The sequence below is a fragment of the Pandoraea nosoerga genome, from assembly GCF_902459585.1.
GTDB lineage: Bacteria > Pseudomonadota > Gammaproteobacteria > Burkholderiales > Burkholderiaceae > Pandoraea > Pandoraea nosoerga.
On the sequence record NZ_CABPSC010000003.1, the window covers coordinates 49,890 to 70,097 of the forward strand.

At 66.4% G+C, this 20,208-nt stretch carries 20 protein-coding genes; 9 read left to right on the forward strand and 11 right to left on the reverse strand.

Annotated features, from left to right (window positions below):
• Nucleotides 1–8: 8 nt before the first annotated feature.
• From fabD to PNO31109_RS05165, 5 genes are all read right to left on the reverse strand, one after another.
• Nucleotides 9–938 (reverse strand): ACP S-malonyltransferase, encoded by a 930-nt coding sequence (gene fabD, locus PNO31109_RS05145; RefSeq protein ID WP_150554579.1) that lies wholly within the window; start codon nucleotides 936–938, stop codon nucleotides 9–11.
• A gap of 143 nt (nucleotides 939–1,081) precedes the next feature.
• Nucleotides 1,082–2,071, reverse strand: a complete 990-nt coding sequence (locus PNO31109_RS05150) for a beta-ketoacyl-ACP synthase III (RefSeq protein WP_150554580.1) — start codon at nucleotides 2,069–2,071, stop codon at nucleotides 1,082–1,084.
• A gap of 39 nt (nucleotides 2,072–2,110) precedes the next feature.
• A complete protein-coding gene (plsX, locus tag PNO31109_RS05155; protein ID WP_150554581.1) occupies nucleotides 2,111–3,163 on the reverse strand; it encodes a phosphate acyltransferase PlsX in 1,053 nt (350 codons plus the stop codon).
• A 118-nt stretch (nucleotides 3,164–3,281) separates the two neighbouring features.
• Entirely contained in the window at nucleotides 3,282–3,461 is a 180-nt protein-coding gene (gene rpmF, locus PNO31109_RS05160; protein WP_039405487.1) for a 50S ribosomal protein L32, read from the reverse strand.
• A 128-nt stretch (nucleotides 3,462–3,589) separates the two neighbouring features.
• Nucleotides 3,590–4,192, reverse strand: coding sequence for a DUF177 domain-containing protein (locus PNO31109_RS05165; RefSeq protein ID WP_150554582.1), 603 nt, complete (start codon nucleotides 4,190–4,192; stop codon nucleotides 3,590–3,592).
• A gap of 178 nt (nucleotides 4,193–4,370) precedes the next feature.
• Between PNO31109_RS05165 and PNO31109_RS05170 the strand changes: the two genes are divergently transcribed.
• Nucleotides 4,371–4,991 carry a Maf family nucleotide pyrophosphatase gene (locus PNO31109_RS05170; RefSeq protein WP_150554583.1) on the forward strand — a complete coding sequence of 207 codons (621 nt, stop codon included), beginning with the start codon at nucleotides 4,371–4,373 and terminating at the stop codon, nucleotides 4,989–4,991.
• Nucleotides 4,988–5,704: an SAM-dependent methyltransferase gene (locus PNO31109_RS05175; RefSeq protein ID WP_150554584.1), complete on the forward strand. Its 717-nt coding sequence runs from the start codon at nucleotides 4,988–4,990 to the stop codon at nucleotides 5,702–5,704. Before PNO31109_RS05170 ends, PNO31109_RS05175 begins: the two co-directional genes overlap by 4 nt.
• Before the next feature lie 133 nt (nucleotides 5,705–5,837).
• Here the strand turns inward: PNO31109_RS05175 and PNO31109_RS05180 are convergent, their stop codons facing one another.
• From PNO31109_RS05180 to PNO31109_RS05200, 5 genes are all read right to left on the reverse strand, one after another.
• Nucleotides 5,838–6,893, reverse strand: a complete 1,056-nt coding sequence (locus PNO31109_RS05180; RefSeq protein ID WP_150554585.1) for a S49 family peptidase — start codon at nucleotides 6,891–6,893, stop codon at nucleotides 5,838–5,840.
• 73 nt (nucleotides 6,894–6,966) lie between these two features.
• A complete protein-coding gene (locus tag PNO31109_RS05185) occupies nucleotides 6,967–7,389 on the reverse strand; it encodes a Rieske (2Fe-2S) protein (RefSeq protein WP_370749817.1) in 423 nt (140 codons plus the stop codon).
• Entirely contained in the window at nucleotides 7,386–8,048 is a 663-nt protein-coding gene (locus PNO31109_RS05190; RefSeq protein WP_150554587.1) for an HAD-IA family hydrolase, read from the reverse strand. The genes PNO31109_RS05185 and PNO31109_RS05190 overlap by 4 nt, the downstream gene beginning before the upstream one ends.
• 4 nt (nucleotides 8,049–8,052) lie before the next feature.
• Complete coding sequence (locus tag PNO31109_RS05195; RefSeq protein ID WP_150554826.1) at nucleotides 8,053–9,042, reverse strand: RluA family pseudouridine synthase; 990 nt, start codon at nucleotides 9,040–9,042, stop codon at nucleotides 8,053–8,055.
• 242 nt (nucleotides 9,043–9,284) lie between these two features.
• Nucleotides 9,285–9,572, reverse strand: coding sequence for a hypothetical protein (locus PNO31109_RS05200; RefSeq protein WP_150554588.1), 288 nt, complete (start codon nucleotides 9,570–9,572; stop codon nucleotides 9,285–9,287).
• A gap of 91 nt (nucleotides 9,573–9,663) precedes the next feature.
• Between PNO31109_RS05200 and PNO31109_RS05205 the strand changes: the two genes are divergently transcribed.
• The 7 genes from PNO31109_RS05205 to PNO31109_RS05235 all read left to right on the forward strand — a co-directional run bounded on the left by PNO31109_RS05205 (nucleotide 9,664) and on the right by PNO31109_RS05235 (nucleotide 18,704).
• Nucleotides 9,664–13,041, forward strand: a complete 3,378-nt coding sequence (locus tag PNO31109_RS05205; RefSeq protein WP_150554589.1) for an Rne/Rng family ribonuclease — start codon at nucleotides 9,664–9,666, stop codon at nucleotides 13,039–13,041.
• A gap of 623 nt (nucleotides 13,042–13,664) precedes the next feature.
• Complete coding sequence (moaA, locus tag PNO31109_RS05210) at nucleotides 13,665–14,792, forward strand: GTP 3',8-cyclase MoaA (protein WP_150554590.1); 1,128 nt, start codon at nucleotides 13,665–13,667, stop codon at nucleotides 14,790–14,792.
• A gap of 109 nt (nucleotides 14,793–14,901) precedes the next feature.
• Nucleotides 14,902–15,753, forward strand: a complete 852-nt coding sequence (locus tag PNO31109_RS05215) for a hypothetical protein (RefSeq protein WP_150554591.1) — start codon at nucleotides 14,902–14,904, stop codon at nucleotides 15,751–15,753.
• 44 nt (nucleotides 15,754–15,797) lie between these two features.
• Complete coding sequence (gene mobA / locus PNO31109_RS05220; RefSeq protein ID WP_150554592.1) at nucleotides 15,798–16,430, forward strand: molybdenum cofactor guanylyltransferase MobA; 633 nt, start codon at nucleotides 15,798–15,800, stop codon at nucleotides 16,428–16,430.
• Nucleotides 16,431–16,516: 86 nt separating this feature from the next.
• Nucleotides 16,517–17,800 carry a molybdopterin molybdotransferase MoeA gene (moeA, locus tag PNO31109_RS05225; RefSeq protein WP_150554593.1) on the forward strand — a complete coding sequence of 428 codons (1,284 nt, stop codon included), beginning with the start codon at nucleotides 16,517–16,519 and terminating at the stop codon, nucleotides 17,798–17,800.
• Nucleotides 17,801–17,893: 93 nt separating this feature from the next.
• Nucleotides 17,894–18,178: a hypothetical protein gene (locus tag PNO31109_RS05230; protein WP_150554594.1), complete on the forward strand. Its 285-nt coding sequence runs from the start codon at nucleotides 17,894–17,896 to the stop codon at nucleotides 18,176–18,178.
• Nucleotides 18,179–18,209: 31 nt separating this feature from the next.
• Nucleotides 18,210–18,704, forward strand: coding sequence for a GNAT family N-acetyltransferase (locus PNO31109_RS05235; protein WP_150554595.1), 495 nt, complete (start codon nucleotides 18,210–18,212; stop codon nucleotides 18,702–18,704).
• Nucleotides 18,705–18,726: 22 nt separating this feature from the next.
• Here PNO31109_RS05235 and PNO31109_RS05240 read toward each other — a convergent pair whose 3' ends face one another.
• Nucleotides 18,727–20,175, reverse strand: a complete 1,449-nt coding sequence (locus PNO31109_RS05240; RefSeq protein WP_150554827.1) for a DNA recombination protein RmuC — start codon at nucleotides 20,173–20,175, stop codon at nucleotides 18,727–18,729.
• Nucleotides 20,176–20,208: the final 33 nt, after the last annotated feature.

Genomic DNA, 20,208 nt, shown 5'->3' on the forward strand with positions numbered 1-20,208 from the left:
TCTGTGACTTACGCTAGCTGGCCGCGCACGTCGGCGAGCGAGGCCGGATCGGTAATCGCCAGGCCGGTCAGATTGCCGTCGATGCGCTTGGTCAGACCGGTCAGCACCTTGCCCGGGCCGCACTCCACCACTTGACTCACGCCTTGCGCCGCGAGCCACTTGACCGACTCGACCCAGCGCACCGGCGCAGCAGCCTGACGCACGAGGGCGTCCTTGATGCGCGCCACGTCCGTCTCCACGGCCACGTCGACGTTGTTGACGAGCGGGATCTGCGGTGCGCTGAACGTCACGTTCGCGAGGTACTCGCGCAGACGATCCGACGCAGGCTTGAGCAGCGACGAGTGGAACGGCGCCGACACCGGCAGCACGAGCGCGCGCTTGGCACCCGCCGCCTTGGCCAGTTCGCAGGCCTTCTCGACGCCGGCTTTCGCCCCGGCGATCACGACCTGTGCCGGCGCATTGAAGTTGACGGCTTCGACCACGCCCGCCGCCGACGCTTCGGCGCAGACGTTGCGAACCGTGTCGTCGTCGAGCCCCAGGACGGCAGCCATGCCGCCCTGCCCGACCGGCACGGCGTCCTGCATGGCCTGCGCGCGAAAGCGCACGAGCGGCACGGCGTCCTTGAACGCGATCACGCCCGCTGCGACCAGCGCGGTGTACTCGCCCAGGCTGTGACCGGCCACGAACGCCGGCTTGGCGCCGCCCTCGGCAAGCCACGCGCGATACATCGCGTAGGCGGCCGTGAGCATCACCGGCTGCGTGTTGGTCGTCAGATTGAGGGCCTCGGCTGGCCCTGCCGCGATCAGCTGGGCCACGTCCTGCCCGAGGGCGTCCGAGGCCTCGGCCAGCGTCTCGCGCACGATGGCGTTGTCCGCAAAGGCGTCGAGCATGCCGACCGACTGGGAACCTTGTCCCGGGAAAACGAAAGCGAATGTCATGGCGCTGGTTTTACAGTCAATTTTTCAGAAACATGGCGGCGTGGTATCGCGCGTCGGTGTGACGCACCGGGGAGCCCCCCCCGACGCGTGGGCCGCGCCGCCATGCGCGGCGGGCGCCGCGTGGCGCTCAGGCGCCGGAACGCTTACATGCGGAACAACACCGCGCCCCACGTAAAGCCGCCGCCCACGCCTTCGATCATGACGTTCTGGCCCGGCTTGACGCGCCCGTCCCGCACGGCGACGTCGAGCGCGAGCGGAATCGAGGCGGCGGAGGTGTTGCCATGCTGGTCGACGGTGACGACCATCTTGTCTTCGGACAGCCCGAGCTTGCGGGCCGTGCTCGACATGATGCGCAGATTGGCCTGGTGCGGAATCAGCCAGTCGATCGCCGACTGCTCCAGCCCGGCCTTATCCAGGGCCTCTTGGGCCACTTTTTCCAGCACTTTGACGGCCAGCTTGAACACGGCCTGACCATCCATATAGAGGAACGCCTCACCGCGCACGGCGCCGGCGTCCACGTTGCCCGGCACGCAGAGGATGTTCGCGTAGCTGCCGTCGGCGTGCAGGGCGCTCGACAGAATGCCCGGCTCGCCCGACGCCTGCAGCACGACCGCACCCGCGCCGTCGCCGAAAAGCACGCACGTGGTGCGATCGTTGAAGTCGAGAATGCGGGAGAACGTTTCGGCGCCGATGACGAGCACGTTCTTGTACGCGCCCGAGCGGATGAAGTTGTCCGCCGTGGCCATCGCGTAGGCGAAACCCGAGCAGACGGCCTGCACGTCGAACGCGGCACAGCCGTTGGTGATGCCGAGCTTGTTCTGCACGAGGCAGGCCGTGCTCGGGAAGACGAAATCGGGCGTCGAGGTCGCGACGATGATCAGGTCGACCTGCCCGGCCTCCAGTCCGGCCATCTCGAGCGCACGCTTGGCGGCCTCCACGGCCATGTCGCTGGTCGTCTGTTCCGGCGCGGCGAAATGGCGGGCCTTGATGCCGGTACGGGCAACGATCCACTCGTCGCTCGTTTCGATGCCGCGCGTGGCGAGCTCGTCGGCCAACTGCTGATTGGTCACGCGTCGTGCCGGCAGGTAGCTGCCGGTACCGACGACACGGGAATGAATCGCGGACTGGGTCATCTTATGATCGGTTAGCGCGCCGGGACGGGGCCGCCTGGCTCAGAGCGCCGGGATGGCGCTCACGGGCTTGGTGTCCTGGAGCTGGGTCTGATTCTCTTGCATGGCGTGCGACAGGCGCTCGAGCACGCCGTTGCGAACTGCATCATAGCCGCGTTTGATAGCCCATTCAAACGAATAGGCGTCTGCCGAGCCATGGCTCTTGATGACGAGCGCCCGCAGTCCGAGCAGCGCCGCACCGTTGTAGCGGCGGTGATCGACGCGGTGTTTGAAGCGCGTGAGAATCGGCAGCGCAACGACGGCGATCAGCTTGGTCCACCACGTGCGGGTGAATTCTTCGCGGATCATGTCGCCGAGCATCTGGGCAAGCCCTTCGGAGGTCTTGAGCGCGACGTTGCCCACGAATCCGTCGCACACGACGATGTCGGTCGTGCCGCGATAGATGTCGTTGCCCTCCACGTTGCCGTAGAAGTTCAGCGTGGAGCCGCGCAGCAGCTCGCCCGCCTGCTTGATGACGTCGTTGCCCTTGATGACTTCCTCGCCGATGTTGAGCAGGCCGATCGACGGCCGCTCCTTGCCGTCGACCGCCGCAACGAGCGCATGGCCCATCTCGGCGAATTGCAGCAGGTGGGTCGGCTCGCAATCCACGTTGGCGCCCAGATCGAGCATGGTGGTGTAGCCGCCCTTCTGATTGGGCAGCACCGTGGCGATGGCCGGGCGCTCGATGCCGGGCAGCGTTTTGAGCACATAGCGCGAGACGGCCATCAGCGCGCCGGTGTTGCCGGCGGACACGCAAGCCTGCGCGCGCGCGTCCTTGACCAGATTGAGCGCCACACGCATCGAGGAGTCTTTCTTCTTGCGCAGGGCGGTCTCGACCGAGTCGTCCATGGCGACGACTTCGCTCGCATTGACCACGGACAGCCGCGGGTGATCCGCCACGCGCAGCTTCGCGAGCTGTGCGTTGATGATCTCCTGCTGTCCGACCAGCACAAGTTCGACGTCGTCGGTGGATTGCACGAAGCGCACCGCGGCCGGCACCGTCACCGATGGGCCGTGATCTCCGCCCATGCAATCGATCGTCAGGGTGACTGTCATGTCGACGTGATTGGCTTGCGGTACAGGTAACAAAAAAAGCGGCAGGATGAGTGCCGCTTTTGCCACATCGGACGATCAAACAGCGCCATGATGGGCGCGTATCGCCTGTTGGGCCGAGTTAGTCGTTCTTGGTCTTGATGACCTTGCGACCACGGTAGAAACCGTTCGGCGAGATGTGGTGACGCAGGTGCGTCTCACCCGACGTCGGCTCGACGGCGGTCGCCGGCGCGGTCAGGAAATCGTGCGAACGGTGCATGCCGCGCTTCGACGGCGACTTCTTGTTCTGTTGAACGGCCATGATAACTCCTCAAAATATCGCGAAATTTTAACACAGTTCGAGCGCCGCCCTACGGTGTCGGCCTGCCGGCCCGCCCTGTGCGACTAACGCAAACATGTACTTTGGTGAGCCGGAAATCCGGCCGCACATTACTTTCCGTCCTTGTCCGGCGAGCGCTTGAGCGCTGCCAGCGCCGCGAACGGAGACGGCTTATCCTCTTCTTCGGGCGCGGGTTCCGGTTCGGCCAACCCGTCGCTGCCCGTGGCCAGGCTATCGTGAACACTCGGACAAACCTCGTGCTTGGGAACGATCGGCAGGGCCAACAGCAATTCTTCCTCGATCAGCTCGCGCAGATCGAAATGTTTCGAGCCGACCAGCGCCTCGAGCTCGTCTTCGTCGAGCGGGCGGGCTTCGGCCGCAGCCTCGTCGCGCACGATCTCGAAGGTCGTCTGCGAGTCGAGCGGCTCCTGGTACGGCGTGAGGCAACGCTGGCACTCGAGCCACATCGGCCCTTTGACCGAGAGCGTCAGGAACTGCGCCACCGCCGGCTTGCCGTCTGCGCGCAGCACCTGCTCTTCAGCGCCTTCGGCGCGCCAGTGAAACACGCCCCTCGCACGGTCGGACGCCGAGACTTCGGCGGGCACTTCGGTTACCATGCGCGGCAACGCCGCAAGTTGCACGTCGCCTTCCGCCACCCGGCCGGTACGCGCGAATTCGAACAGATCGACGATATATTCGCTCATCACGCTCATCCTTGCCTTGGCGCATCTGGCCGCGAATTTCACGCCTCGACTGGCTCGCCGCGCCTTGATCCGACGCCGTTTTCCGGCATTCGAACCCGTATCGCGCGAACCGGCGGGACCGAGCGCCAGATTGCAAAAGCCGTGAATTCTAAATAGTTTTTCGTTTCTCGTCAAACACTTAAACCCGATGACCGCACAGCCCCTGCCATCGCTGATCCTGGCCTCCGGATCGCGCTATCGCCGTGAACTGCTCGAGCGCCTGCGCCTGCCGTTTACCGTCGTCGCCCCGGACATCGACGAGGCGCCCGCCGCCGGCGAAACCCCGCACGACACGTCCCTGCGTCTGGCGCGCCAAAAGGCGCGGGCCGTGGCCGAGCGCCACCCCGAGGCCATCGTCATCGGCGCCGACCAGGTCGCCACATTCGAAGGACGCCAGATCGGCAAACCCGGCAACTTCGAGAACGCCATGTCGCAACTGCGCGACATGCGCGGCAAAGTCGTCGAATTTCACTCCGCACTTTGCGTGCACGACGCCCGCAACGGCAAGAGCCAGGCAAAGGACGTGGTCACGCGCGTGAAGTTTCGCGACCTGCCCGACGACGTGCTGGCCGCCTACCTGCACGCCGAGACGCCTTACGACTGCGCCGGCAGCGCCAAGTCCGAAGGGCTGGGCATCATGCTGCTGGAAACCATCGAGAACGACGACCCGACGGCCCTCATCGGCCTGCCGCTCATCGCCCTCACGACGATGTTGATGCAGGCAGGGGTTCGCCTGCCCGGGCCGGGGCTGCCTGGAGGCCGGGCATGAGCGGCACGCTGTACCTGATTCCCAACACGCTCGGCGCGAACACCCGCGGCGGGCTGCCGGCCGTGCTGCCCGAGGACGTCCGCGCCGTGGCCGCGGGCCTGAAGTACTTCGTCGGCGAACAGGCCAAGAGCACGCGCGCGTTCCTGAAACTGGTCGGGGCCAGCACGCCGATTCAGGAAATCGATATCCGCGAGCTGAACGTCAATACGCCGCAGGCGGCCGTCGACGCCCTGCTCGCCCCCATTCTGGCCGGCGCAGATGGCGGCCTCGTGTCGGAAGCGGGTTGCCCTGCCGTCGCGGACCCCGGCGCGCTGCTGGTGCGCCGCGCGCACGAGAAAGGCGTGCGCGTCGTGCCGTTCGTCGGGCCGAGCTCCATTCTGCTGGCCCTGATGGCCAGCGGGCTGAACGGCCAGAGCTTCGCGTTTCACGGCTATGTGCCGACGGATGCCGGCGAACGCGCCAAGCGCCTGCGCGACCTGGAACAGCGCTCGCGCAAGGAAAAACAGACGCAGATCTTCATCGAGACGCCCTACCGCAACAAGGCCATGCTCGATGCGTTGCTGCAGCACTGCGACGCCTCCACGCTCCTGTGCGTGGCCGTCGACGTGACGCAAGACGGCGAGCAGATCGTCACCCATCGCGTCAAAGGTTGGCCGCAGGCGCGCGTCGAACTTCACAAACGGCCCGCGATCTTCCTGTTTCTCGCGCAATAATCGGCCAACGCGCCACTGCGCCGCCCTTCCGTGCTCGCGGCGACCGCCGCAAAACGAGACAGTGCCCCACGAAAATCGGAATTTCCGTGGGGCGCTGTCGTAACGCCTGCCGGTCGTCGCGATGCGACGCCGGTTACTTGAGCGTCAGGGCCGATCCCATCATCATCGTCTTCATGGCGGCTTCCCCGACGGCCGCGCCGAACCGGCGCGCAACGCGCTCGGGGAGGTTTTCCTTGACGGTGTAGTCGACCAGATCGGGGGCCTTGAGCACATCGCGCGCGACCGAATCGACAGTGCCGAGCCCGTCGGCCAAGCCGAGATCGACGGCGCGCTGGCCCGTCCAGAACAGGCCGCTGAAGAGGTCCGGATCGTCCTTGAGGCGATTGCCGCGCCCCTTCTTCACGGCGCCGATGAACTGTTGATGCACCTGCTCGAGCATGTCGAGCGCGTAGGTCTTTTGCTGTTCGGTCTGCGGCGAGAACGGATCGAGGAAACCCTTGTTGCGCCCCGCCGTCAGCAGGCGACGCTCGACGCCGAGTTTGTCCATCAGCCCGGTGAAGCCGAAGCCGTCCATCAGAACGCCGATGGAGCCGACGATGCTCGCCTTGTCGACGTAGATCTTGTCGGCCGCCGCCGCCACGTAGTAACCGCCGGAGGCGCAGATCTCCTCGACCACGACATACAGCGGCTTCTTCGGGTATTTCGCTCGCAACCGCGCGATGTCGTCGTAGATCATGCCGGCCTGCACCGGACTCCCGCCGGGACTGTTGATGCGCAGGATCACGCCGGCGGCCGACGAATCCTCGAAAGCCGATTCCAGCGCCGAGTTGATTTTCGACGCGCTGGCCTGTCCATCCGGAGAGATCTCGCCCGTCAGCGTGACGAGCGCCGTGTGTTTGCCCGACGCGGAACCGGTCGAGGTCGACGCGCCGTCGAAGTCGAAAATCGACCAGACGATGAGGGCGAAGATCGCCAGCGTCAGCAGTCGGAAGAAAATCTTCCAGCGGCGCGCGGCCCGCTGCTCGCGGATGCCGGCCATCAATACCTTCTCGAGCATCTCGCGCTCCCAGGGCTTCACCGCGTGGGGATCGCGACCGGCGACACCACCATTGCCCGCGGGCGGACGACCACCGGGCGGCGGGAAACCGGGTTCGGTGCGAGACGAGTCGGGCGGCAGGGAGTCGGCCATACGTTATCCAGAAATACTTCGATGAATACTTCGACGATGAGCGAGCGATACACGCAGTATGGTGAGCGAGCCGTCAGCGCGCGGGTGTCGCCGGGTCCGGCGCCTCGATATGGGCGTCGGGCCACCAGACGACCATGGTCCCCGCGGGCTGCCCGTCATCGGCTTCGGCGGGCCGCTCTTCGACCCGCACCGGCCGCAGCGCCCCGCCGCGGCACGGGCCGCCGACGCAATGACCGGTATCCGGCTCGTAGGTCGCACCATGCGTGGCGCACATCAAGTATAAGCCCGACGTCTCGAAGAACTGCCCCTCCGACCAGTCCAGCTCCATGGGCACGTGCGCACATTGATTGAGGTAGCCGTAAACGCGCCCTTCGTAACGAATCACGAACGCGGGCGTCGGGTGCCCGCCCACGAGCACCTCGAAGCGCACGCCGCGGCCGCCGTCCTCGAGCGCGGCGCCCGGGCAGATGGGCTGCGGCGTGGCGGCGTCGCTCACACGCGCTCCAGCAACCATTCGCGCAACTCTCCCACGCTGTTCGCACAGTACGCCGGCTCGAGCGCCACGAGCTGCTCGCGGGGATGCGCGCCGCCGTAGGCCACGGCCACGCCGGCAGCCCCGGCGCTGCGCGCCATCTGCAGATCGTGCGTCGTGTCGCCGATCATGACCGTGCGGCGCAGGTCCTGGCCGAGCTCGCGCGTCAGTTCCTGCAGCATGGCCGGGTGCGGCTTGGAGAACGTCTCGTCCGCGCAACGCGTCGCGTCGAACATTCGCATGAGGCCCGCCGATTCGAGGGCCCGGTTCAGGCCGACGCGCGACTTGCCCGTCGCGACGGCCAGAAAACGGCCGCGCGAGCGTAACTCTTCGAGCAACTCCCGAATGCCGGCGAACAGCACCGTCTCCTTGTCGCCTATCAGATAGTGAAAACGATAGCGCTCGGACAGGCGCGGATAGTGCGCCGGGTCGAGCGAGGGCACTGCCATCTGGAGGGCGTCGCGCAATCCGAGCCCGATCACGTGGCTGGCCAGCTCGTCGGTCGGCACGGGCAGGCCGAGATCGCGGCAGGCCGCCTGGATGCAACGGGTAATGGTGGGCGTCGAATCCATCAACGTCCCATCCCAGTCGAACACGACCAGATCGAATTCAGTGCTTGGCATCGCCTCAGGCGCCTCTAAGTTGATTCAGGAATTGCTCACATTCTGGCGGCAACGCCGCTTCCAGCGCAATTGGCGTGTCCAGCACGGGGTGCGTGAACCGCAGTCGCCACGCATGCAGGAACATGCGCTTGATGCCGGGCTTCGCCCCAGGGCGGGCGAGCGACTTGTTCAGCGTGAAGTCGCCATACTTGTCATCGCCCACGATAGGCGTGCCGCAATGCGCCAGATGAACGCGAATCTGATGGGTCCGCCCCGTTTTCAGTTCCGCTTCCAGCAAGGTATAGGGCGGCAACGTTTCCACCATGCGAAATACCGTATGTGACGCCTGGCCGTCTTCCTGCACACGCACACGCCGCTCCCCTTGCGCGGTGACATATTTATATAGGGGCGCCTTGACCGAGCGCTGGCGCTCGCGCCACGCCCCACTCACGCACGCGAGGTAGCGCTTGTCCATTCGGTTGTGGCGAATCTGCTCGTGCATGCCGACCAGGGCGGCGCGCTTCTTGGCAAGCAGCAGAATGCCCGACGTTTCCCGGTCGAGCCGATGCACGAGTTCCAGGAACTTCTGTTGCGGCATGGCCCGGCGCAGTTGCTCGATCACGCCAAACGACACCCCGCTGCCTCCATGCACGGCCACGCCGGCCGGCTTGTCGACCGCCAGCAGGTAGTCGTCCTCGAACAACACGGGGAATGTGGCAGCCGGCACATGGGCCGGGGCGTCGTCGGCGGCGGACGCCGCGACACGGACCGGCGGAATGCGGACGATATCGCCTAGGGCAAGTCGATAGGCGGCGTCTACTCGCCCTTTGTTCACGCGGACTTCGCCGCTACGCAGAATGCGATAGACGTGGCTTTTTGGTACTCCCTTGCACTCGCGCAGGAGAAAATTATCGATACGTTGCCCGGCCGAGCCGTCGTCGACCTCGACGAGCCGAACCTGCGGCGCCGACGCCGGCACAACCATTTTCTGCCGACTTTTGCCTAACTCATTCATTATGAATATAATTTGCCCAACAGAGATGGCGGTAGCGGGAATCATGCCAAATCCCCACCTCTGTCGGTGCATACCCCAAAACGGTATTTTACTTGCACCCCGGGCAGGCTGCTCGTCCGGTGACCCTGGAGCAGCGAGCGCACGCACGTCACGCAGCGTCGGCAGGAAGTTGGCCCACAGGCCGCTTCGGTCGCAACGCGCGGGACGCGGATAGAGTCGGTGGTTATAGAATTTTTTGGCGATCAGCCCGAACTCCATTGTTCGAGCTGATCGCTTTGTGAATATCGTTCGCGTAATAGTCGAGATTGAGGCGCCGCCACAAGAAGAATAAGTGTCGGCAGGCGCCCCGAGAAAATGTTGATGAAGTTTCTCGTCCAGTTTCTCCTGGTACGGACTGCAAGCCCGAAGTGATCCGCGCCGCGCCGGAGTTTTCCGGCACGTCGGCGAATCGGGGTGAGCGCGAAGACATATTCGCAGGCGCCTTTGCGTCCGTTGGCCTCATCGCCCGGACCCCCCGGCAATTCTTCCACTCCCGGCTCGAACCTCGCGTGTTGGATAACTCGAGTGATACGTGCCCGACGCACTGCGCATTGGCAGCTGCGGCGGGTGGGAGTCGTTTTCATGAAACGCATGTTGTTCAACGCCACGCAGCAGGAAGAGCTGCGCGTGGCCATCGTCGATGGGCAAAAACTCATCGACATCGATATCGAGACGGCCGGACGCGAGCAGCGTAAAGGCAATATCTACAAGGGTGTCATCACCCGTATCGAACCCTCTCTCGAAGCCTGCTTCGTCAACTACGGCGAAGGCCGCCACGGCTTTCTGCCATTCAAGGAAGTCGCCCGCGCGTACTTCCGCGACGGCGCCGATGTGCGCAATGCGCGCATCCAGGACGCCCTCTCCGAAGGCCAGGAACTCATCGTTCAGGTCGAAAAGGAAGAGCGCGGCAACAAGGGTGCAGCACTCACCACCTTCATTTCGCTGGCCGGCCGCTATCTGGTCCTGATGCCGAACAACCCGCGCGGCGGTGGCGTGTCGCGCCGCATCGAGGGCGAAGATCGTCAGGAACTGCGCGAGACCATGGCGCAGCTCGAACTGCCGGAAGGCATGAGCATCATCGCCCGCACCGCGGGTATCGGCCGCTCGGCCGAAGAACTGCAGTGGGACCTGAACTATCTGCTGCAACTGTGGCGCGCCATCGAAGGCGCCGCCCACAACATCGAACTGCCGCGCGACTCGGCGCTGATCTATCTCGAGTCGAGCCTCGTCATCCGCGCCATCCGCGACTATTTCCAGCCGGATATCGGTGAAATCCTCATCGATACGGAGGAAATCGCCGAGCAGGCACGCAACTTCATGCAGGTGGTCATGCCCGATCACCTCAACCGCGTGAAGCAATATCGCGACGACGTGCCGCTGTTCTCGCGTTTCCAGATCGAACACCAGATCGAGACGGCGTATTCGCGCCAGGTGCCGCTGCCCTCCGGCGGCGCGATCGTGATCGACCACACGGAAGCGCTCGTGTCGATCGACGTGAACTCGGCGCGCGCCACCAAGGGCGCCGACATCGAGGAAACTGCCCTGCGCACCAATCTGGAAGCGGCCGACGAGGTGGCACGCCAGTTGCGCCTGCGCGACCTGGGCGGCCTGATCGTGATCGACTTCATCGACATGGAGTCGGCCAAGAGCCAGCGCGAAGTCGAACAACGTGTGAAGGACGCGCTCAAGCACGACCGGGCGCGCGTCCAGATGGGCAAGATCTCGCGCTTCGGCCTGATGGAGCTCTCGCGCCAGCGCCTGCGTCCGTCGCTCTCGGAAGGCACGCACGTGACCTGCCCGCGCTGCAATGGCACCGGCCACATCCGCGACGCCGAATCGTCGGCGCTGCAAGTCCTGCGCATCATCCAGGAAGAAGCGATGAAGGAGCACACGGCAGCCATCCACTGCCAGGTGCCGGTCGAAGTCGCCGCGTTCCTGCTCAACGAAAAGCGCCAGGAAATCAACAAGATCGAAGCCCGCTTCAAGGTTGGCGTGCTGCTGATCCCGAACAAGCACCTCGAGACGCCGCATTACAAGCTCGAACGCCTGCGCTTCGACGACCCGCGCCTCGACGCGCCGAAGGCCAGCTACGCGCTCGCCGAGGAAGCCGCGCGTGCTTCGGAAGACGATCCGGCCGGCTACAGCAAGAAGAAGGAAGACGTCCGCCCGCGCCAGGAAGCTGCTGTGAAGGGCATCACGCCCGAGCAGCCGGCGCCGGCCGCCCAGCCGCGCGCCGAAGCGATCGTGCCGGCTGCGCCGGTGGCCGCACCGGCTCGCAGCGGGGGCTTCCTCGGTTTCGTGAAGCGTCTGCTCGGCCTCGAGCCGGCCGCACCGGCGCCGGTCAAGACCGAAGCGCCGGCCAAGCCGGCAGCGCGCGCGCCGCGTGAGCGCCACGAGCGTCCGCATCAACAGAACCGCAACCGCCGCGGCAATGCGCGTGACGAAAACAAGTCCGGCAAGGACAACGCCGGCCAGACCGCCCGTGAAGGACGCGACGGTCGCGAAGGCCGTGGCGCTCGTCCGGAGCGCGCGGAGCGCAATGAACGCAACGAGCCCCGTCAGGAAGGCCGCGACAAGCGCGAGCGCGACGACGCCCAACGCCAGGCCGCACAAGACGTGCGCACGGAGGAAGGCCGCGAGCCGCGCGAAGGTCGTGAGCGCGGCAGCCGCCGCGATCGCAACGAGCGTCGCGAACGCCGTCAGGCGGAAGGCGCCGAGGGGCAACAGGCAGCCCCGCAGCGCGCGGCGCAGCCGAGCGCACCTGTAGCCCCGCCGGCAGCCGCCCAGGATGATGCCGAGCAACAGGATCGTCTGACCGCGCAAATCGAAGGCGCACCGGCGGTGGGCCCCGAAGGCGAGACCGGCGAACAAGGCAGCGAGCAAGGGGGCGAAGAGCGCCGCCGCAGCCGCCGTCGCGGCCGTCGCGGCGGTCGTCGCGAACGCGAAGCCAACGAACAGCAACTGCATGCGGACGGCGAGCAAGGTGAAGGCATCGCCGCGGAAGGTAACGCCGAAGGCGCACGCCCGGTGCTGAGCGACGAAGCCGCCGAGAACGCCGCCGCCGACGCCCTGGCCCGCGCCGCCGCGCCGCTCGCCGCCGTGGCGGCGGCGTCGGCTGCATCGTCTTCGACGTCCTCCGCGTCGCCGGCCCAAAAGGTCGAGCCGACGGCGGCACCAGCCCAGGCCGCGCAGGCCACGGCTCAGGCGGCGCCGGTCGCCAAGGTCGTGGAAACCGCGCCTGCCGCCACGCCGGAAGTGCCGGCGCCGGTCGTTGCCGAGCCCATCGCTGCGGCGGCATCGGCGGCCGCGGTCACGCCGGTCACGCCGGTCACGCCGGCCCCGCTGGCGGGCGCAGACACCAGCGCCGCCCCTGTCGTGCCGCCGGTGAACGCACCGCTGCCGGCCGCCGCGCCGGTCCCGGCCCAGCCGACGGTTCCCGCCGAAGCGTTGACGGAGATCGCTGCCACGGCCGCATCGTCGAGCGCTGTCGACAACGCACCGATGCAAGCGCCTTCGGCTCCGGTGGAGACGGCACAGCCGGCCGCTACGGGTGCTCCGGAGACTACGGACGCTCCGTCCCCGGCAGCTCAGCCGGTCGACGCGGCAACGGCGCAGATCGCACAAACGCCGATAGCGCCGATAACGTCGACGACGCCGACGACGCAGGCAGTCACCACAGTGCCTGAAGCGGCAGCGGCTGCGACGGAAGTCGTTACGCAAAAGCCAGCGGCCGTGGCCGTCGAGCCCACGCTGGAGCGCAGCGCGCTGGAATCGACGCTCGCGAGCGTCGGTCTGGTGTGGGTCCACACCGACGCCGACAAACTTCGCGCCGCCAGGGAAGCGGCAGCGAAGGTCGTGCCGGCGCCGCGCGTGCCGCGCGAGCGCCGGCCGGTCGCGCCGCTCAACAACGGCCCGATGGAGCAGGTGGAAACGCGCGCACCGTCGAATCACGCGGTCTGAGCAAGCGGCCTGGCCATGCGGTTTGCCCGCGTGGTCTGACGCCGCCGCAGCCCTGCGGCGCCGGCTTCACGGCCGGTGTCCGCGGGATGCGACGCAGGAACGGAAAAGGAGGCTTCGGCCTCCTTTTTTGCTGCCTTGCCGCCGGCTTTCGGTCTCACGTCGGTGCGTGCGCAGCGCTCTCCGGCCTGCGTCCGCCTTTCGTTCGCAGGGGCATTCCACTGCCCCTTCGTTGTCCCTTCGTTGTCCCTTCGTTGTCCCTTCGTTGTCCCTTCGTTGTCCCTTCGTTGCCCCTTTCGTTGCCCCTTTCGCCCCCGCTTTTCCATCGTCTCTTCGTTTCGTCGCGCCTTTCCATCGCGCCTTTCCATTGTTTTCGAGACGGAAAAACCGTCTGTGCGCCCGGCAACCCGCGTTGTCCCGACTTGTGCGCGCAGCCGCCTGCCCTTATCTTGACGCAACCGCTGTGCAGTACAGGCTTGACGCTTCGCAACGAACACATGGCTTCTCCCCGTGACCGATGACCGCGCAGACAGCGCTCGTACCGCCACGCGGCCGGCCCCGAATTCCCACGTCGGCGGCCGGCGGGCCAATTCGTTAGAATGGAGTCGCAAGCCACGCTCCCCGACATGACTGAAACGATCATCCGACTCACCGATCTGCGAAACGACGTCCGCTATGCGACGCAAACCCCGCAGATTCCCGCACAAGTGCGCGCCGCGACCGGGCATCTCGAAGATGCGCTCGCGCGGCCGTTGCACGACCTGCGCATCTCGGTGACCGATCGTTGCAACTTCCGCTGCGTCTATTGCATGCCGAAGGACGTCTTCGACAAGGACTACGCCTTCCTGCCGCAGTCGTCGCTGCTGTCCTTCGAAGAGATCGAGCGCACTGCGCGGCTGTTCGTCGAACACGGCGTGGAAAAGCTGCGTCTGACCGGCGGCGAGCCGCTCCTTCGCAAGCACATCGAGCGCCTGATCGAAATGCTCGCACGGCTGCGCACGCCGTCGGGCAAGCCGCTCGACATCACGCTCACGACCAATGGCTCGCTGCTGGCGCGTCGCGCGCAGTCGCTCAGGGACGCCGGCCTGACGCGCGTGACCGTCAGCCTGGACAGTCTCGACGACGCGATCTTCCGCCGGATGAACGACGTCGACTTTCCGGTGGCCAAGGTGCTTGAAGGCATTGCCGAGGCGCAGCGTGTCGGCCTGGGACCGGTCAAAGTCAACATGGTCGTCAAACGCGGCACGAACGACAGCGATATCGTGCCGATGGCGCGACATTTCCACGGCAGCGGCGTGGTGCTTCGTTTCATCGAATACATGGACGTCGGCACATCGAATGGCTGGTGCATGGACGAGGTGCTGCCCTCGGCCGACGTCATTGCCCGCCTGAACGACGCCCTGCCCGTCGAGCCGCTCGAACCGAACTACCCGGGCGAGACGGCGCAACGCTGGCGATATCGCGACGGCGGTGGCGAAGTCGGCGTCATTTCGTCGGTCACACGCGCGTTTTGCGGCACTTGTTCGCGGGCGCGCCTGTCTACGGAAGGCAAGTTGTATCTGTGCCTGTTTGCCAGCTCCGGCTACGACTTGCGCACGCTGTTGCGCAACGGCGCGAGCGACGCGCAGATCTCGACGGTCATCGGCGACATCTGGCGAGGCCGTACCGATCGATACTCGGCCTTGCGCACCGCGGCCACCGGTCTGCCCGAGAATGCCCCACCGAAAGTGGAGATGTCCTATATCGGTGGGTGAGCACCCCGGACGGACACCCCGGACGGACACTCGGATGGTCGCCCCGAACGTTCGCCCATTGCGCCCCGACATCGACCTGCTTTCGCCCTTTCGAATTTCTTCACGACACATGATTTTTGCTGCCCCGGGCGCCGGTCGCGCCCGAGACTCCATCGCTGCTCCCCGACGCCTCGCCGCCGCCGGCCTTGGCGCGCTCGTCCTGTTGCTCACGAGCGTGGCCGCGCCCTCGCACGCCCGGGCCGATTGCGACACGTCGAACCGCGACATTGCGAACCATCTCATGACATACAGCGGCCAGCTTGGCGAGCGCAATCCGTTGCGCCTCGTGCTGCGCCCGAGCGCCGGGGGCAAGCTCGAAGGCCGCTACGCCAACGCCTCGTCGCTGAGCGATACGTACCTCACCGGCAAGCTCGAAAACAAGTCGCGCCTGCATCTGACGGAATTCGACGCGGGCGGCATGCCGCGCGCCACGTTCGACGGTGAATTCGCATCGGCGGGCGACGTCAATCGTCAACGCGGCGAGTCCACGAGTTGCGAGGTCATTTCCGGCCAATGGAAGGACCTGCGCACCGGTCGCACGGTGCCGTTCGAGCTATCGCTCGCGAGCGTTCAGAGCGGCAAGATCGACCACCTCTACGGCGTGGCCGGCGTGAACGACGACGAGACAGTCAATCGCGCCGCCACGCAATTCCGCAAGGGCGTGCTCGACGACCGGCGCGACGTGGTCGCACAATCGATCCGTTACCCGTTGCACGTCTCGTTACGCGGGAAGACGATCGTGCTTCGCAACCCGAAGTCGCTCCTCGCGCGTTACAACGAAATCTTCACCGACGGCTACGTGCGCACCATCGGTGCGGCAGTCCCGCGGCTGATGTTCGCGCGCGACCAAGGGGTGATGCTCGGCGACGGCGCCGTCTGGTTCGACGCCGCCGGGCGCGTCATCGCCCTGAATCGTTCCTGAGACGGGTGCCACCCGTCGCAGAACCCGACATCGCCCACGCGCCCATGCCCGCCCCCCTCATCCCCCGCGAAGCCATCACCGGTCTGATCCTTGCCGGCGGACGCGGGCAGCGCATGGGCGGACGCGACAAGGGCTTGCAAACGTTTGCCGGCCAGCCGTTGGTCGCGCATGTCGTGGCGCGCCTGCGCCCGCAGGTCGGCGCACTGCTCATCAGCGCAAATCGGAACGGCGATGCCTATGGTGCCTTCGGCGCCCCGGTCGTCGCGGACGAGACACAGGACTTCGCCGGGCCGCTGGCAGGCATGCTGGCAGGGTTGCGCGCGGCGAGAACCGATTACGTACTGACCGTGCCGTGCGATTCGCCCTATCTGCCCGAGGACCTCGGCGAGCGCCTCGCCGCCGCCCTCGGTGCGGCGGCGCGCGACGGCAGCGCGGCGCCCCTGCCCTGCGCAGCGGCCGCCTATGCCGCCACGGCACAGGGCCCGCATCCGGTCTTCGCCTTGCTGCACCGGTCGCTGGCGGACGACCTTGCCGCGACGCTGACGGGCGGAGAGCGTCGCGTCCGGGCGTGGCTGGCACGCCACAACGCCCTACAAGTTCACTTCGGTGACGAGCGTCCGTTTTACAATGTCAACACGCTGGACGACCTCCATTCCGACACGCCGCGCGCCCACTGACGTCCCAGGCGTCGACGCGGCCTGATCCGTCGCCATCGCTTTTACGGGATTCACGCCCGGTACTGCCGGATGACGACGCCACACCGATGACAACACTAGACGACGCCCTGGCCGGCTTGCCGGACTACGACCCTAACCACATGACGGTCGAACTGGCGCGCGCGATCATCGCGCGCACCGCGCGTGCGGTGTCCGCGATCGAGCGCGTGGCCGTGCGCGACGCGCTGGGTCGCGTGCTGGGCCGCGACGTCATTTCCCCACTGAACGTTCCCGCCTTCGAAAACGCCGCCATGGACGGCTACGCCTTCGCCGGCAGCGCATTGGCCGCCGGCGGCGACGTGCGGCTGCGCGTGGCAGGCCGCTCACTGGCTGGCCGCCCGTTCGATGGCGTGGCGGCCGCGGGCGAATGCGTTCGCATCATGACGGGCGCGCTGATGCCGGCCGGGTGCGACACGGTGATCCCGCAGGAGCAGGTGCGGCGCGCAGACGGCCCGGAATTCGTGACGTTCCCCGCGAGCGCCGTCACGCCGGGGCGCCACGTGCGCCACATCGGCGAGGACCTCGCGGCCGGGCATCCGGCGCTGCACGCGGGCAAGCGGTTGCGCCCGGCCGCACTCGGACTGTTGGCCTCGCTCGGCATCGCCGAAGTGCCGGTGCGCCGCCGCATTCGCGTGGCGTTCTTCTCGACGGGCGACGAACTGCGCTCGGTGGGCGAGCCGCTCGCCCCGGGCAATCTCTACGACAGCAACCGTTACACGCTGTACGGCATGCTGCAACGGCTCGGCGTGGAAGTGCTCGATCTCGGTGTCGTGGCCGACGATCCGCAGGCGATTGAAGACACGCTGCGCATGGCGTGCCGCGACGCCGATGCGGTCATCACCTCGGGCGGCGTGTCGGTCGGCGAGGCCGACTTCACGCGCGAGATGATGACGCGTCTGGGCAACGTGGTGTTCTGGAAGATGGCCATGCGCCCGGGGCGCCCGTTCGCGTTCGGCGAGCTCGAGTGCGACGGCCACCGTGCGCTGCTCTTCGGGCTGCCCGGCAATCCGGCGGCCGTGATGGCGTCGTTCTATCATCTGGTGCGCGACGGGCTCTTCGCGCTCATGGGCGCCGAGCCGCAAGCGGTGCCGCGTCTGCCGGTCCCGACGACCACCGCCATTGCCAAGCGCCCGGGCCGTACCGAGTTCCTGCGCGCAATTCTCGCCGCAGACGGGCAAGGCCGCTGGCAGGTCACCGTCGCCGACGCACAAAGCGCCGGCATCCTGCGCACGATGAGCGAAGCGAATTGCTTCGTCACGCTCGACACCGCCCGCGCTGACGTGGCGGCCGGCGAGCTCGTGGACGTCATCGTGTTCGACGGTCTTGTCTGAGTTCCCGATCAAGCGAAGCAACGAAACAGCAATAAATCGCCGGCGTCGGGGCTTCGACGACTTCGGCACCCCACACATCGAAAGCACACGTCAATGACAACGAAAAAACAGATCACGTACATCAGTCCCGGCCAGACGGCCAAAGCGCTGGTACTGGTCTACCTCACCTTCAGTATTCCGCTGGTGCTGCTCGCCTTTCTGGCCGCGTTCATCCGCTACGGGGAGTTGCCTGGCCTCGCGTTCATTTCCGCGCTGGTGCTCAACGCCATCGTGGGCTTCGTACTTCTCTGGATCGCCTGTCACGCCTATAACTGGGTGGCCGAGCGATTCGGCGGCATCGAAGTCGCGCTGAGCGACGTCCCCGACGACGAATACTGATTCGCCCGAGATCGAGAGCCCATTTGCCGCCATGTCCCTGACCCTGCGAGTTGCCACGCCCGACGACGTCGGTGCGATCCACGGCCTGATGCGAGAGCTGGCCGTCTTCGAAAAATTGCTGGATATCTTCGAGGCCACGCCATCGAGCGTGCACGAGGCGCTGTTCGGCGACAAACCCGCTGCCGAATGCCTGCTGGCCGAATGGGATGGCCAGGCCGTCGGCTACGCCGTGTACTTCCACAACTTCTCGACCTTCCTCGCACGCCGTGGGCTGTATCTGGAAGACGTCTACGTGCAGCCGTCGATGCGCGGCAAGGGCGTGGGGCAGGCGCTCATGCGCAAGCTCGCCGGCATCGCGGTGGAGCGCGGTTGTGGACGGTTCGAATGGACGGTGCTCGACTGGAACCAGCCAGCGATCGATTTCTATATGTCGCAAGGCGCGACGGTGCTGCCGGACTGGCGCGTCGTGCGCATGGCCGGCGATGCGCTCCAGCGATTCGCCGGGAGTGGCAGCGCCCCGCGCTGATCCGAGGCGGCGTGCCAGCCGCTCAGGCTCCGTCGTCGGGGTCCAGATCGACGCCGAGCAGTTCGATCGCCTGCTCGCCGGGCAACGCCTCCACCGCCTTGAGCTGGCGCGCCATCGCGCGCGTGCGCACTTCCGCCTTGTCGATCGAGCGCGCCACCGTCTCGAGTTGTGACTTGGTCTTGGCCAGCACGTCGCCGAACTTGGTGAATTCGGTCTTTACCGCGCCGAGCACCTGCCACACTTCGCTCGAGCGGCGTTCGATGGCCAGCGTGCGAAACCCCATCTGCAGACTGTTGAGCAATGCCGTCAGCGTAGTCGGTCCGGCCACCGTCACGCGGTACTCTCGCTGAAGCAGGTCGGAGAGTCCCGGTCGGCGCAACACCTCCGCATAGAGACCTTCCGTCGGCAGGAACAACAAGGCGAAGTCGGTGGTGTGCGGTGGTGCCAGGTACTTTTCCGCGATGGTCTTGGCCTCGAGACGAATGCGCGTCTCCAGCGCCTTCGACGCCTCTTCCACCGCCACCGGATCGGCGCGCTCCTGCGCATCGATCAAGCGCTCGTAATCTTCGCGAGGGAACTTCGCGTCGATCGGCAGCCAGACCGGCGTGGCGCTGTCGCCGCTCTGCCCCGGCAGCGCGATGGCAAACTCCACGCGCTCGGCGCTGCCCGGCCGGGTCGCCACGTTCTTCGCGAACTGCTCCGGCGTCAGCAGTTGTTCGAGCAGCGCCTGTAACTGCACTTCGCCCCAGATGCCGCGCGTCTTCACATTCGTCAGCACACGCTTGAGGTCGCCGACGCCGGCCGCCAGCGTCTGCATCTCGCCAAGGCCGCGATGCACCTGCTCGAGCCGGTCGGACACGAGCTTGAACGACTCGCCGAGCCGCTGCTCGAGCGTGGCGTGCAGCTTCTCGTCGACGGTGCGGCGCATCTCCTCGAGCTTCGCCGCGTTATTGACCTCGATGTCCTTGAGTTTGTGCTCCAGTGTGGCGCGCACTTCGGCCAGGCGACGCTCATTGCCCTCCGCCAGTTGCGTGAGCTGCTGGTGCTGCGCTTCACCGAAACGGCGCAGCGTCGACGCCTGCTCTTCACGCATCTGCTGACCATTGAGCACCAGACTCTGACGCACGGCGTCGAGTTGTGCGGCGTTGGTCTCGGTGAGCTTGGCAAGTTGCTGCGCGAAGCTATCGATCTGGTTGTTCTGCACCGTGGCCACGCTCGTCATCTGCGCGGCCAGCGTCTGCTGAAACTGCGCCATCTGCGCGCTCTGCTCGCCGCGCCCCGCCCGGGCGGTATCCGCGAACTCCTGACGCAGGCCACGCTCCGTGCGCTCGACCGAACGCAGCAGGTCGTCGCGCAGGCTGGCGAGCGCGCCGACGAGAACAGCGTCTTCACCGCGCTGCCACACCCTCACCGCAATCGCGATCATGACCAACAGATTCAGCGCCGCCAGCGCCACCAGCACCATCTCCATCATCGCGTTGCGACTCCCTTCGATTCCCTGACT

Bases quoted from the DNA above. Each gene is read 5' to 3' on its own strand.
- fabD (WP_150554579.1), bottom strand. From the start codon at position 938: ATGACATTCGCTTTCGTTTTCCCGGGACAAGGTTCCCAGTCGGTCGGC.
- PNO31109_RS05150 (WP_150554580.1), bottom strand. From the start codon at position 2,071: ATGACCCAGTCCGCGATTCATTCCCGTGTCGTCGGTACCGGCAGCTAC.
- plsX (WP_150554581.1), bottom strand. From the start codon at position 3,163: ATGACAGTCACCCTGACGATCGATTGCATGGGCGGAGATCACGGCCCA.
- rpmF (WP_039405487.1), bottom strand. From the start codon at position 3,461: ATGGCCGTTCAACAGAACAAGAAGTCGCCGTCGAAGCGCGGCATGCAC.
- PNO31109_RS05165 (WP_150554582.1), bottom strand. From the start codon at position 4,192: ATGAGCGTGATGAGCGAATATATCGTCGATCTGTTCGAATTCGCGCGT.
- PNO31109_RS05170 (WP_150554583.1), top strand. From the start codon at position 4,371: ATGACCGCACAGCCCCTGCCATCGCTGATCCTGGCCTCCGGATCGCGC.
- PNO31109_RS05175 (WP_150554584.1), top strand. From the start codon at position 4,988: ATGAGCGGCACGCTGTACCTGATTCCCAACACGCTCGGCGCGAACACC.
- PNO31109_RS05180 (WP_150554585.1), bottom strand. From the start codon at position 6,893: ATGGCCGACTCCCTGCCGCCCGACTCGTCTCGCACCGAACCCGGTTTC.
- PNO31109_RS05190 (WP_150554587.1), bottom strand. From the start codon at position 8,048: ATGCCAAGCACTGAATTCGATCTGGTCGTGTTCGACTGGGATGGGACG.
- PNO31109_RS05195 (WP_150554826.1), bottom strand. From the start codon at position 9,042: ATGAATGAGTTAGGCAAAAGTCGGCAGAAAATGGTTGTGCCGGCGTCG.
- PNO31109_RS05205 (WP_150554589.1), top strand. From the start codon at position 9,664: ATGAAACGCATGTTGTTCAACGCCACGCAGCAGGAAGAGCTGCGCGTG.
- moaA (WP_150554590.1), top strand. From the start codon at position 13,665: ATGACTGAAACGATCATCCGACTCACCGATCTGCGAAACGACGTCCGC.
- PNO31109_RS05215 (WP_150554591.1), top strand. From the start codon at position 14,902: ATGATTTTTGCTGCCCCGGGCGCCGGTCGCGCCCGAGACTCCATCGCT.
- mobA (WP_150554592.1), top strand. From the start codon at position 15,798: ATGCCCGCCCCCCTCATCCCCCGCGAAGCCATCACCGGTCTGATCCTT.
- moeA (WP_150554593.1), top strand. From the start codon at position 16,517: ATGACAACACTAGACGACGCCCTGGCCGGCTTGCCGGACTACGACCCT.
- PNO31109_RS05230 (WP_150554594.1), top strand. From the start codon at position 17,894: ATGACAACGAAAAAACAGATCACGTACATCAGTCCCGGCCAGACGGCC.
- PNO31109_RS05235 (WP_150554595.1), top strand. From the start codon at position 18,210: ATGTCCCTGACCCTGCGAGTTGCCACGCCCGACGACGTCGGTGCGATC.
- PNO31109_RS05240 (WP_150554827.1), bottom strand. From the start codon at position 20,175: ATGGAGATGGTGCTGGTGGCGCTGGCGGCGCTGAATCTGTTGGTCATG.